The organism is Geomonas propionica (assembly GCF_016458235.1).
GTDB classification, from domain to species: Bacteria; Desulfobacterota; Desulfuromonadia; order Geobacterales; family Geobacteraceae; genus Geomonas; species Geomonas propionica.
Window position 1 is genome coordinate 24,379 of record NZ_JAEMHK010000001.1, and the last position, 13,041, is coordinate 37,419.

12 protein-coding genes are annotated in these 13,041 nt (G+C 58.0%); 3 read left to right on the plus strand and 9 right to left on the minus strand.

What is annotated here, in order from left to right:
• Positions 1 to 94 precede the first annotated feature (94 nt).
• The 6 genes from JFN90_RS00115 to JFN90_RS00140 form a co-directional block, all read right to left on the minus strand.
• The gene (locus tag JFN90_RS00115) at positions 95 to 745 is read right to left on the minus strand and encodes a LytTR family DNA-binding domain-containing protein (RefSeq protein ID WP_199393073.1); all 651 of its coding nucleotides are present in this window, start codon (positions 743 to 745) and stop codon (positions 95 to 97) included.
• Positions 746 to 1,225: 480 nt separating this feature from the next.
• Complete coding sequence (locus tag JFN90_RS00120; protein WP_199393074.1) at positions 1,226 to 2,491, minus strand: hypothetical protein; 1,266 nt, start codon at positions 2,489 to 2,491, stop codon at positions 1,226 to 1,228.
• 472 nt (positions 2,492 to 2,963) lie between these two features.
• Positions 2,964 to 3,680, minus strand: coding sequence for an MBL fold metallo-hydrolase (locus tag JFN90_RS00125; RefSeq protein ID WP_199393075.1), 717 nt, complete (start codon positions 3,678 to 3,680; stop codon positions 2,964 to 2,966).
• 58 nt (positions 3,681 to 3,738) lie between these two features.
• Positions 3,739 to 4,053, minus strand: a complete 315-nt coding sequence (locus JFN90_RS00130) for a HigA family addiction module antitoxin (RefSeq protein WP_199393076.1) — start codon at positions 4,051 to 4,053, stop codon at positions 3,739 to 3,741.
• Positions 4,054 to 4,183: 130 nt separating this feature from the next.
• Positions 4,184 to 4,735, minus strand: coding sequence for a chalcone isomerase family protein (locus JFN90_RS00135; protein WP_199393077.1), 552 nt, complete (start codon positions 4,733 to 4,735; stop codon positions 4,184 to 4,186).
• A 43-nt stretch (positions 4,736 to 4,778) separates the two neighbouring features.
• Complete coding sequence (locus JFN90_RS00140; RefSeq protein WP_199393078.1) at positions 4,779 to 7,052, minus strand: nitric-oxide reductase large subunit; 2,274 nt, start codon at positions 7,050 to 7,052, stop codon at positions 4,779 to 4,781.
• Positions 7,053 to 7,527: 475 nt separating this feature from the next.
• On the opposite strand from JFN90_RS00140, the gene JFN90_RS00145 reads away from it, so the two are divergent.
• On the plus strand, positions 7,528 to 7,758 hold the full coding sequence (locus JFN90_RS00145) for an AbrB/MazE/SpoVT family DNA-binding domain-containing protein (RefSeq protein WP_199393079.1): 231 nt from the start codon (positions 7,528 to 7,530) through the stop codon (positions 7,756 to 7,758).
• 11 nt (positions 7,759 to 7,769) lie between these two features.
• Positions 7,770 to 8,162, plus strand: coding sequence for a type II toxin-antitoxin system VapC family toxin (locus JFN90_RS00150; protein ID WP_199393080.1), 393 nt, complete (start codon positions 7,770 to 7,772; stop codon positions 8,160 to 8,162).
• A 26-nt stretch (positions 8,163 to 8,188) separates the two neighbouring features.
• Here the strand turns inward: JFN90_RS00150 and JFN90_RS00155 are convergent, their stop codons facing one another.
• Complete coding sequence (locus JFN90_RS00155; RefSeq protein ID WP_199393081.1) at positions 8,189 to 8,830, minus strand: hypothetical protein; 642 nt, start codon at positions 8,828 to 8,830, stop codon at positions 8,189 to 8,191.
• Positions 8,831 to 8,889: 59 nt separating this feature from the next.
• Positions 8,890 to 9,270 carry a hypothetical protein gene (locus JFN90_RS00160; RefSeq protein ID WP_199393082.1) on the minus strand — a complete coding sequence of 127 codons (381 nt, stop codon included), beginning with the start codon at positions 9,268 to 9,270 and terminating at the stop codon, positions 8,890 to 8,892.
• Between the two features lie 259 nt (positions 9,271 to 9,529).
• On the opposite strand from JFN90_RS00160, the gene JFN90_RS00165 reads away from it, so the two are divergent.
• Entirely contained in the window at positions 9,530 to 11,959 is a 2,430-nt protein-coding gene (locus JFN90_RS00165) for a chemotaxis protein CheA (RefSeq protein WP_199393083.1), read from the plus strand.
• Between the two features lie 59 nt (positions 11,960 to 12,018).
• Here JFN90_RS00165 and JFN90_RS00170 read toward each other — a convergent pair whose 3' ends face one another.
• Positions 12,019 to 12,978, minus strand: coding sequence for a transposase (locus tag JFN90_RS00170; RefSeq protein ID WP_199393084.1), 960 nt, complete (start codon positions 12,976 to 12,978; stop codon positions 12,019 to 12,021).
• Positions 12,979 to 13,041 lie beyond the last annotated feature (63 nt).

Consider the following 13,041-nt stretch of genomic DNA (forward strand, 5'->3'; position numbering starts at 1 on the left):
CCTTCACACCGAAAATGTCCCCATAAGGGCAACGCCATTGCCGGGCACTATCCCACCGCGAGGACGCAGGCTCAAGGAGAACTTGATGAACGGGTCAATCCGATGGATGAACGGCGACGACCGAGGCAAGCGCCTTCTTCACCTCGGCGACTAGGCGGCGGGAAACCGGAACGGCGGGGATGGCAGGATCGGAGAAGGAGACCATCATGCGGCTGTCCCCGGCCGGCCCAATCGCCTGCACGTGTTTGAGGTTGACGACGAAACTCTTGTGCACCTTGAGGAAGTCGGAGGTGGGGAAGCGCTGCAGGACCGCTTTCAGGCTCATCAGGAGGTAGAACCTTTTGTGTGGGGTATGGATGCGGCAGTAGTTGCCGTCGGCCTCGATCAGGTGCACCTGGTCCGCCGAGAGGAAATGGAAGGCGCCGTTCTCGTAGATCGGCATCTTCTTCAGTTCGAGGTGGCCGCTGGTCGGGTTGGTGCGGGCACCGGTCTGTTCCGAGAGATCCATGAAGGAGACCGCCCAGGCCATCGGGCTTCCCGGGACGACCATGCGCGACAGGCTGATCATGAGCACCTTGCCCAGGAAGTCGATGACCATCGACCTTTGCGTCGACTCCTGCAGGCTGGAGAGCTCGTTCAGGATGCCGCGCACCTTTTCCCGGCTCCGCGCCGGGTGCATCTGGAACAGGTTTTGTCCTATGGGTCCCATGTCGGGGGCCGCAATGCGCAGAGCATGTTCATTCATGCCCAGCACCTGCCAATCCTCCGACAGGAGTACCAGTCCAATCTCAACGCTGCTGCCTTGCCCGCTCAGGTACTGTTCCAGTGACATGAGTCGGACTCTAGCCACTTTTGAGAATCCATGCAAGCAAAACGCTGCCAGCGCATCCCCCCGACAAACCCAGCCCCTGAGGAAAGTGCGTCTTAACAGGATGAGACAAGACAATTGCGTCACCCCCTTTGCGGAAGGGGGGACAGGGGGGATTTTTTCTTCCTCGCAACGCCCCCCGAGCCCGCTCACCCCCGCCGCGCGGCCTCGATAGCGGCGACATCGATCTTCACCATCTGCATCATCGCATCGATAGCGCGCTTGGCTGCTGCGGGATCGGGATCCGCAGGCCCTCACCTTTACCCTGTCATTCTGTGCTGGAAAGAAAACAGGCGCACCCCGAAATGGGATGCGCCCGTTGTTGAATCACAGGGTAGTGCTTCCTGCCACGCTGAACTACCAGTAGATAAAGGTCCCGATGGCACCGATGTTGGCGTCCTGGGTGGCGCCGTTGAACCAGCGATCCTGCGCCCAGGTGTACTCCCCGATGATCTGGACGAACGGGTTCACGTTGTAGGTCACCGCGACCACCGCCGCCTGCTGTTTCTGGATATTCACATCGGTGTCGTTACCCGCCAGCTCCGCCCTGCTCTGCCCGTAGTTGAGGCCGAGTTTCACCACCGGCGTTACCTGGTAGGTCGCCTGGTTCAGGAAGCCCCAGTTGGTCCGCTCCCTGCCGTCAGCGGAAAGCGCATCCGCACCCTGCATCCCCAACATTCCCAGCGCCTGCCCGCCGTAGCAGGAGGTAAGTAACTGGAGACCGCCGAGATCGAGCTGGACGCCGCCCGCGCCGCCGAGCGAAGTCACCTTACCGCCCGGACGCACCGCAGGAACCGTGTGCTCAGGCGTGATGCTTCCGTCCGGGTTCAGCGTTACCGGCACGGTCACCGTCTGTGCGGAGGAGAAGCTCGCCTGCTGGTACAGCCCGGAAACCCAGGCCTGGAACTTGCCGCCGGTGAAGCTGTTCACGTAAGAGAGTTCGGTCTCCAGGCGCGGCACGTTGCGGATGGTCGCGGCACCGATGTTGTTGGTGTCGTTCACGCTGACGGCGGCCTTGAAGCCTTTCACCACCGGAGTGGTGTACCTGATCTGGGCGCCGAAGTTCGGGTAGAGGTAGCCGTAGCCGATGTGTCCCATGGTCGGCCCGCTGTCCACCGGCCCGATCACCCCCGCGCCGAACAGGGTCATGTCGGTGAGGATGTTCTTGGCCTGGTACAGGTTGATGGCTCGGCCGGCCAGGATCTGGCCGAAGCTGCCGGTCGCGGTCATGTTGATCTCGCGGAAGTCGATGTTGGGCGAGAGGTCGGTGCGGCTGCCGCCGTTATTCTGCACCTGCGGATAGAAACCAAGACGCACCGCGTAGTCCACGCCGTTAGTGGTGGGAGCCTGGATGTTGAGGCCAACGCCGACCGGCAAAAGACCAGTCCTTACCCGGAACTGCTGCTGCCCCTCGCCGGTACCGGTCTGGTCGCCGCCGATCTCGCCGCCGATGACGCCTGCCGGGCGCTGACCGACCGATTCATACGTGGCGAAGACGTTGAGGAAGCCGTCCGTGGAAAACTTCCACCCGTTGGCCCCGCCTATCTCGAAAGCCTGCACTGACTGTGCGCTCGCTGCGACAGCCAGAACCGCTGCCAGCATCGTTATTTTCCTTTTCTGCATTTGTCCTCCTGGTTTTATTAATTGCATTACAGCTCGTGAATGTATGTAAAAGCGGCGTCTCTATAACAAACGCTGCTGGTTCACCTGTTAGAAATATGTTTTTGTATGACAATATCTGGAGGAGTTTTTGGTCACACTTATTTGTTCTGTGAACCAGAGCATATCCAGCTCCTTTCACACAATATTGCGCATACAGTTAAATAGAATGCCTTTATAGCAACTGCCGTACCTACATCAGGCCAGCAGCTACTATTACAGTGTTGAGGAGCCGTTACTCTGTGTAAACAAAGGGGAGTTAGTCGGTGAGGTGTATCAAGATAGGAGAGGAACATCTTGTGGAGTGGAATAAAACGGAACAGCGAGACCGGTCCAAGCTGGAACACGTGGCGGTTTTGGAACACCTAACGGCAAAGGCGTTTAACAGGGATAAAGGGGATAAAAGGGATAAAGCTAACAGGGGATCACCGCCCCCTCAATACCCCCCGAATGTCGGTCCCGCATCGAACATGCGTTTCCACTCGTCATACCCGATGGTGTAGTTGTAGCCGCACACGGTGGATAACTGCCGCCCCTCAAGATGGTTGCGTATCCGGTCCCCTCCCGCGATGGTCTGATCGGCCGGGCCGAAGGGGTTGTACTTCAGGCTGTCGCCATGGAGGAAGACGTAGTCACAGATGAAAAGGACGTCCTCAAAGATGTAGAAGGTGAAGCCCGGGGTGTGCCCACCGATGTGGAAGGCTTCGATGCCGTTGTGGACGAAGTTTTGTTCGAAAGTGACGTCGAATAGGAAGGGACGGCAGATATCGTGGAGTGAGTCGTTGCGGTGGATGTGGATTTCGGCAGAAAAGAGATCGCGGTAAAGGTTGGAGGCGCCCAGGAAATGGTGGTGGGTGAAGAGTATCGCATCGGCCCGGCTTAGGGAGCGATCGAAGGACGAAGGGCAGTCGATCCAGCAGGGACCATGAGGCGTCTCGATCCGGTAGGCCGCGTGTTCCAGTCCGAGTGGCGGGTCCGAGTTCAACCGGGTCACCTTGTCGTTGACCGTTGTGCTGGTCACCCTGAAGCGTGCAGAGCACTCGTCCGCGGCAATGAAGTGACTGCTCACCGCGCCGCAGAATGGGCAGCGATCGGGACGAAATCCAATCATGTTGAAGCCGCAGACCAAGCACACGTGCTGTTCGACCTTCATGCGAGCACCTCCGGTTTTTAAGGGTTGTTCTCACACAGAAAGCAAGATACGGGGCCCTCTACGCCGCTTGCACCGACCGGATCATTGCCAGTTCTTTCGAAAGGCTCTTTTCTGCCTGCCAAAGATCGACCGCCCGCTGGGCGTTTAACCAAAATTCCGGGGAGTTGCCGAAGAGCCGTGACAACCGAAGGGCCATCGCCGGACTCAGCGCCCTCCGCTCGCGCAGCAATTCGTTGATCGTTTGGCGGGATACTCCCAAAGTGCTGGCCAGCACTCCTGCGGTCAACCCGTAATCCGGCATGAAGTCTTCGCGCAACATGGCACCCGGATGAGTTGGCGGGATCGCCCTTTTGTCTCGATCATTTCTGAACATGATGCACCTTTATCATAGTCCGTTACTCGACTTCAAACACGGACTCTAGGTTGTAGCGCGTCGCGTGTCAACCCTTCAGACTCCCTTCAGCAGGTTACTCGTCAGGTTCAGTTGCATTATAGCAGTCGCCTCATTTGCCGAGCAGCCCCTTCTTCAAGCTCGCATCGGCTGGATGTTCGCCTACGTAGATGGCGAGGATGGCGGTGGCGAGGGGGCGGGAGACCAGGGTGCCGAGAAGTTTACCGTTGAGCTTCCCGGTCACGGTGCCGTCGCCGCCGAGAAAGAGATCGACTTGGTCGCCGCGTTTGAAGTCCTCGGTGATAAGAGACAGGAACTTTTTCACCTCCGCGGAATCGGCTAGTTCAGGCGTATTGCTGTTGAAGCCCTCCTGGAACGCGTCCACGATCTTTTCCTTCTCCACCTTCGAAATTACGAAATTCATCCTGATCAACTTGTCCCCGGTGTCGCGCAGCGCCTCGGGCCCGCTGGTCAGGCGTCTTACCGAATAGAGCGAGCCCACGTAGACCTTGAAGAAGAATTTCTTCCTGATGCCACTGCCATTCAGCTGCAGCGTTTCAGCATTCACCGTCACCTGTGGTTCGATCTTCACCCTATCGATTTCCTTCGCCGACGCGGTGCCGGCAACAAGCAGCACCAACATCAACATAAGTAGCACTCTCATAACCGAGGCCTCCTTTCCGGTCACTACGCGACAGCGCCTAAAGCTATCCCTTGCCGGGCTCCCGCACCTCGCGATTGCGGTTGGCGAACATCCGGATCGCCAGATAGACCACGGGGAGGATCCCCACCAGGAAGAGTATGTCCCCCGGCAGCCGCAGCCACTCGAATATTCGTACCAGCGGAAGCAGGAAGAAGTCGGGCTGGCGACCCTCCCAGTACGACGTCGCCAGAATCTGGTTCATCTGCAGCATGCCGACGGGGAAGAGGTTGATGAACAGCATCAAGGCCAGTCCGATGTTGGTGCACCAGAAGGCGATGCCCATGGCACGGTTGCTGGCGCGGTCCATCGGGAGGAAGTACCTCGCCACAAACATGAAAAACCCGAGCGACAGCATCCCGTAGACCCCCATCATGGCGCCGTGCCCGTGGTTGGCCGTCCACTGGGTCCCGATCTCGTAGTAGCTCACGATCGGGAGGTTGATCAGGAACCCGAAGACCCCTGCACCAAGGAAGTTCCAGAACCCGACCGCGATCAGGAACATCACCGCCCATTTGTGGGGGAACACGTTCGCCTGCGTGCTCAGCATCGACGTTCCGGCCGGAGCCCCCAGCCGCATGAACTTCCACGCCTCGTAGGTCAGAAGGAGCAGCGGGATGACCTCCATCGCTGAAAAGAACGCCCCGAGCGCCATGTGGATCTCCGGCGTGCCGCTGAAATAGAGGTGGTGCATGGTTCCGATCATACCCCCTATGGAATAGAGGATGATGTCCATGTAGATGATGGTGGTCGCGACCCGGGCGCGCACGACACCTAAAAGCAGGAAGACGTAGGCGACCATGATGGTGGTGAAGAGTTCCAAAAAGTCCTCCACCCAAAGATGCACCACCCAAAACCTCCAGAACTCGATCTGGCTGAAGTGAGTCGTTTTGCCGAACAGCATCCCGGCTGCGTAGAAGAGCGGGATGGAAATCGCGCTATAGATGAAAAGCCACGGCATGTTGCCGGGGTGCTCCCCTTTCAGCCTGTCGGCCATGCCGCGGATCAGGATCACGAGCCAGATGATCATCCCCGCGGTGAGAAGGATCTGCCAGAGGCGTCCCAGGTCGAGGTATTCCCACCCCTGGGTTCCGACCCAGAACCAGGGGCCGGCGGTGGCAAGCTTGCCGAGCAGGCTCATCGCCTCGCCGGAGAGACTCCCGAGCACCACGACCACCAACGCACCCAGGAGGATGAGGGCGAGCTTGTCCTGGTGGCGTGGTTCCTTCCCCGCGATCATCGGCGTCAAGAAGATCCCCATGGCGAGGAAGCTGGAGGCGACGAAGAAGAGGGCCAGTTGCACGTGCCACATCCGGGAAAGGTTGTAGGGCAGAAAGTCGCCCAGCGCCAGCCCGTAAAATCCGGCGCGCTCCACGTGGTAGTGGGCGTTAACCCCACCCAACAGGCCCTGAAGCAGAAAGAGCACGGCCACGATCAGGAAATACCACGCCACAGTGCGCTGCGACGGCGTCAAGCGCGTGTCCTCGGGAGCCGGGTACTTCCCCTGCGGTGCTTCTTCCGAACCGTGCCACCCCAGCGTCTCGAAGCGGCCGAAGAGGAAGAAGATCAGGCCGGCGCCGCACAGGAGGGCGACGAGGCTGATCACGCTCCACATGAGGACCCCCGGAGTGGGCCGGTTTCCCGCCAGGTCGTCCGGCGGCCAGTTGTTGGTATAGGAATGGCTGGTTCCCGGGCGCGTTGCCGCGCTCACCCAGGCAGCCCAGGAAAAGTAGGCGGTAAGCTTTTTCACTTCCTCCTGGTCCTGCAGGTACGGGCGCCGTAGTCCCTTTTGCGTCTCGACCGGCCCGAACATCTGGCCGAAGTAGGTGATGAGGTCTTGGTGAGCGCTGGCCTGTGCCGGGGTGAAGGTGAGTGCCCGGGTCCCCGGATCATAATTGTTCGCCTTCAACTCGGTGCGTACCTTCTCGGCCGCCTCAGCCTGCGGCAGCCCTTGGGTCAGGTAGTAGGCGTGCATCTTGAGGCCGCCTGTGTGCAGGTACTCCGCGGTGAAGTCGGGCCCCAGGTACGCCCCATGACCGAAGAGCGTGCCGTACTGCATCAAGCCATACTTCTGGAAAAGTTGTTGTCCGGCAAGCACGTCCTGCCCGCTGTAGAGCACGACGCCATCGGCCGAGCGCACCTCGCGCGGAATCGGAGGCTGGTCGGTTCCGGTCCGGTATGCCAGGTACCCCAGCACCGCGAAACCGAAAATAAAGGTGACAATGGCAGTCACCAGCCAAGCAGGTGAGAGGATCATGTTCTTCTCGCGAACCACGTCCATTACAGCCTCCTTTTCCGGCAAAGTAGCTTTTTAAGTATGCTAGCGGCCGGTGGTGTGGAACCGGCCATGCCCTATATGGAAGATCGGGAGCAGAAACGAGAAATCTACAGCGAGGCAGCAGGTGCGGTTCAAGAAGCAAAGGGAGATTACCGGTTAGCAGGGCGGGCCGTTCCGTATCCCAGCAACGCCGGCCGGGACAGCAGTCCCGGTTCGCCTCCCAGGTGTCGCCCCCCCTTCAAAGGCGGGGCGTAAAGATTCAATAGTGCCAACAGTAGGTGCAGTGTCAAGGCCTTCTTTCCAGCAGGCAGTTTGAAGCAGGGGGAAAAAGCAGAAAGCAGAGGGGAAAAAGCAGGGGGACGCCCTGCCTCTCTGACGTCAAAGTCACAGGCGTCACCTCCGGCCATATTTGCATCTTGACTTGCACCATAGCGGCAAGTAATACTTTAAGAAGTATTACCTCAAGGAGGACCTAAATATGCGGGTGACAAGCAAAGGGCAGGTGACCATCCCTCTCGATATTCGTCGCAGGATGGGTATTGGCGCACACGCCGAGGTTGAGTTCGTCATCGAGGATGACGCAGTGATACTTCGTCCGTTGAACGGAACTTCCACCAAGGGGAAACGAGTCGTGGAGAGTTTGCGTGGGCGTGCTTCGGTTAAGATGACAACAGACGAGATAATGGCCCTGACCAGGGGCGGAGAATGATACGAGGAGTCGTGGTAGACAGCAACGTGCTGCTAGACGTTCTAGAAGAAGACCCGATATGGTATGAGTGGTCGGCGAATCAGCTGCAGCAGGCGGCCGACGCCTCCATTCTCATCATCAACACCGTCATCTACTCTGAGATTTCAATAGGCTTCCGGGAAATTGAAGAATTGGAGAGAGTCCTTCTTCCTGAGATGTTTCAGCGGCGACCCATTCCTTGGGAAGCAGCGTTCCTGGCCGGCAAGTGTTATATGCGTTACCGAAAGCTGGGGGGGACTCGCCGCTCTCCACTTCCCGATTTTTTTATCGGAGCCCATGCCGCCGTGGAGAAGCTGACCCTGTTGACGCGTGATGCGACAAGATACCGAACCTATTTCCCTTCTGTAAAACTCATTGCCCCTTGATTGCGACTAGACAGGTCCGCCGTTGATCAGTTTTTAACGATCTGGGCCAGTTTCCGCACCATTCCCTCTGCGGTGAGACCTGGGATGTGCTTTGCCGCCAAATCCTTTGTCGCCTGCTTGAAGTCGTCCCGCACCCGGACGCCCGTCGCCTGTTTCCCGTCGTGCTGAAACACAAGGGTACCGATGTAGACGGCCTTTGCGTTACTTGGCAGATCTACTTTGATGTCCTTGACCAGGTAGAGTGACTGCACGTCGATACCGCGGAATCCAGACTTACCGCCAATAACCACCGGCATGGAGGCGTGCGACGACTCGTCCATGATCCCCAACCGCAGGTAACGGGTGCCTGGGGTCAGCGGGATATACGATATCCCCTTGAGGTTCATAATAAAAACTTCGTCAGATGACAGGGGAATGGTAGCCTTCATGTCCACCTTTTGGCTCAGGTCTTTGGTCACGCCGAAGCGGACAACCCCGCGCGATGCTCCGCGCACGTCGTAATGGATCATCTCCCCCTGCTCGAGCGGCGGGTCAAGGACAACCGCACCGACCAACAGCACCTTGCCATCAGGCAGAGCTTCTCCTTCCTTTAGCGAATGCTGGAACGGCGCACACCCCGAAAACATAACCAATACAAGCATCGCGACAATGAATCTCTTCACACTCATCAACCTCTCCCGGTACTCATCAAGGGGTATCCTACCTGGGTTCTGACCCTCTAACCATCCTATTCAAGAGCCTTTACATCCACGATGAAATATTCGGATTCGCCAAACAAGGTGGTCGGAATACCCTTGTGCTGTTCATAGGACAGCGACACCTTTTTGCCGAGGGCTGCGTTGATTTTTGTGACCACCGCCTTGTCGCGCACTGAGAACGGGAAGCGTTCTGGAATCGTTCCTGGTACGGGAAGCATTTGCAGCTCTCCTTCCCAAGTCTTACTCACCCACCCCTTTTCGGAGAACTTCTGGACGTAGCCAACCCTGTCGCCTTTAGAGAAACTCCAGTTGAGCACCGCGTACATGTAGCCAGCGGCAAGGACGGCGATTGCTACCAGCACTGCTACCAATGCTTTGATTGCTTTGCTTTTGATTTCAGAAGCGTTCACTCATTCCTCCAGGGACCCCCCTCCCCTCCTGCCTGAGATGGATGGGTAGACTGCGTTTGGCGGAATATAGAATATTAATATTGCAATGTAAATCGGTATCTCACGCAAAACCCGCTCCGCCCCCCCGCCGTCCCCGATGTGGCATTCCCCGTTCTTTCAAATAGTTCTTCAGAAGGTAGAGGCCAGGCCCGAAAAGGATGTGGCTGATGTTTTTTGTTCATAAAAAACTCCTACTACATCCGGCGGAATAGGAACGACTATGATCGACGAGAATCAGGAGTCATTCACGGAAGAGGCGGGCGAGCTCTTGGCCGAGCTGGAAACTTCTCTGCTGGCGCTGGAAGAGAGCCCTGAAGACCCCGACCTGATCGGGCGGGTGTTCCGTTGCCTCCATACCATCAAGGGATTGGCGGCGATGTGCGGCTTCCAGGAAGTCTCCGCCTTCACCCACAAGCTTGAGTCGGTTTTCGACAAGGTGCGCTACGGCGAGATGCCCGTCACCGCGCAGTTGGTGACGTTGTCGCTTGCGTCCCTCGACAGGATCCGCAGCATGCTCTCTGATGCCAATGAATCTTGTGACGATTTCGAGGGCAGTGTCGATATCCTTTCCGCCCTCCAGGCCCTTGTTCCTGCCGTAACGGTGACGCCCGCATCTCTTCCCTTCCGCTCCACGGGTGGCATACCCCTTCGTGACTACCTGGGGGTGATGACGGAATACGAACTCTCTCGGATCAAGGCGAATCTTCTGCAGGCAAAGAAGCTCTTTTCCGCCCGACTGCACTGTTCCCTGGACACGCTCGACACGCAGATCCGCGATTTTTCCGCCGGCGTCAAGTCCCAAGGGGAACTGTTCTCCTCCATTCCCGATATGGCAGACCAACCGGGAGATGGCATCTCCCTGCGCTTTTTCTTCGCCTCCTCAGAAGATGAATCGTCACTGGAACAAAAACTCGGGGTAAAACCGGAGCGTGTCGATGCCGGGGGATGTTTCGGCCTGGGCGAAGCGGAAACCGCAACAAACCAATGTGCTGAAGCACGGGAGGTGACCTACCGCATCCGCTTCAGGTCCTGTGCCGATGCCCCCGGGAGCTCCCCCGACCTGAGCGAGTTGATCTCCAGCCTGCGTCGGATCGGCGCCTGCCAGATACTGGCCCGTACCGACTTCCTCACCGCCCTGGGCGGGGACAAGTCCGCCTCCTGCGTTGTCAGTTGGGATATAACCCTCACCACTGTCGAGACGGAGGAGGCGATCATCTCACTGTTTTCTTTTGTCGGAGCTGATGGAGCACTCAAGATTGAGGTCGCCGACTCTGAAGCTGCCGGTGACGCACCGAAACGGCTGGGAGAACTATTGGTGTCGCGAGGGGAAATCTCGCCCGAGGATCTTGGCAAGGGGCTGGCCCGGCAGAAACAGCTGGGCCAGATACTGGTCGAGGACGGGGTGGTACCATCCATTGCGGTCGAAGCGGCCTTGAGCGAGCAGCAGCATATCAAGAAAATCCATCAAGAACGTCAAAGCCGCGACGCGGCCGCAAGCATCCGGGTTCCCACCCACAAACTGGATCTCCTGGTCAACCTTGTGGGCGAGCTGGTCACCGTTCAAGCCCGCCTGGGGCAATTGGCCACATCAACGAGCGAAACAGAGCTGCTCCCCATATCAGAAGAGGTGGAACATCTGGTCGGCGATTTGCGGGACAACGTCCTCAGTATCCGGATGCTCCCTATCGGCAGCACCTTCGCCAAATTCCAGCGCATGGTGCGCGACCTCTCCCTTGAATTAGGGAAGGACGTGGAATTGTGCACGGCGGGTGCCGAGACCGAACTCGACAAGACCGTGATAGAGAGGCTGGACGACCCGCTGGTCCATCTGATCAGAAACTGCCTCGACCACGGCATCGAATCGAAAGAAGCGAGGGAAGCGGCCGGAAAGCCAGCCAAGGGGACGGTGCGACTGGCCGCCGCCCAGTGCGGCGACAGCGTGGAGATCACCGTCGAAGACGACGGGGGCGGCCTGGACCGGGAGGCGATCCGGGCGATCGCCATTAAGAAAGGGCTGGTTCCACCCACCGCCAACCTGACCGAAAAGGACATTACCGCCGTCATCTTCGCCCCGGGGCTCTCAACCGCCCTGACCGTCAGCAACATTTCCGGGCGCGGTGTCGGGATGGATGTGGTGAAGCGTTCCATCGAGTCGTTGCGCGGCACCATCGAGGTAAGCACTATCGCGGGGAAAGGGACCACGATCACGATGAGGATCCCGCTCACCCTCGCCATAGTCGAGAGTCTCCTGGTGGCGATCGGCACCGATCGTTTCGTCCTGCCGCTCGCCCTCGTCGAGGAGTGTGTCGAACTGAGCAGGGCCGACATTACCAGGACTCATGGTCGCAACATTGCAGACGTCCGCGGGAAGATCATCCCCTACATATCGCTGCGCGAGCTGTTCCGGATCCGAGGTGCAGCGCCGGAGATGCAGCAGATCATCATCACCAGCGTGAACGGTGAGCGGATCGGATTCGTGGTCGACTCAGTAATAGGAGAGCATCAGACAGTGATCAAGCCCCTTGGCAGGGTGTACCGAGACGTTCCAGGGATCTCAGGGGCCACCATCCTGGGCAACGGTTGCGTCGCATTGATCCTCGATCCCCCCAATCTCCTGGAGGTTGCGGAAACGGCGGCGGCTTTCGCATAAGCGGAGGCTCTATTCCAGCTTGCTCTTGAAGGTGGTCATCAAGACCCAAGAAGCTGGGGTCAGGCTTGCAAAGTTGCAAACTCAACAAGAATCTTCTGCAGATTCTTCATCCGCTCAGCAAGATCATGATCGGACTTTGATCTGGCGGTCAACCTTGAGATAGACGAACTCAGTGTCGTGACGTCGCGCCCCAAGACATGGCCCAGATCAGTAAGGGTATCATCACTCAATTCCCGTACCGCCCATGCCACCATGGAACGTGCTTCTGCCATCTTGAAGCTTCTGTCCGCTTTAACCAGCCCCCCTTCCGGCAGCCCATAGAGACGCTCCACAGCCTCAATAACTTCGTGTATTACCGGTTTCCTCAAATGCTCAGGCTCCATCTTCTCATAGACCATATCCACAAATTCATCCGGTCCGAGGAAACGTGTGTCGGCTATATCTCCGCGACTGAAGGCCTCACAATGGCCGCTTCGTATATTTCCGTTGACGAAGTCAAGGAAGGCGGATCTTGCCCGTTGCATGTTACTGCCAAAGTAGGCAAGGATGGGTTCCGTCCGCAACCAGGGCAGGATCTCTTCGCCAGCATAAGCACGATGGCTGCTCCACGGATAGGCCCCAGGGACTTTTACAAGATTCGCACGTATTGGATTTAGGTGAATGTATGAGGTCAATTGGAGGAGGTACTCGTCAGCGTCGACCAGGATCGCCCTGTACCGTCCTTGGAAGAGGTGGCCGACTCGGTTTTGTCGCCAGTTTATCCAGCGGGTGTACCTGAAAGCCAGGTTCTGGATGATCCTTGATAGCGGGACATCAGACACTTGGCAGAGGAGGTGTACGTGGTTGGTCATCAGACAAAAAGAGAGGATCGAATGGCCAAACCGTTCGATCCCCTCCTGGAGAAGCAGGTAGAACTTGTACCGGTCCACCTCATCGTAGAAAATATCCTGCCGGTCATTCCCGCGCAGGATGACATGATAGTGAGCACCAGGGAAATGTATCCGCTGCCGGCGAGCCATTAACCAAAGCTAACCCAACTTTGCAACTTTGCAAGCCTGACCCCAGATTCCCCTAGAATGTCC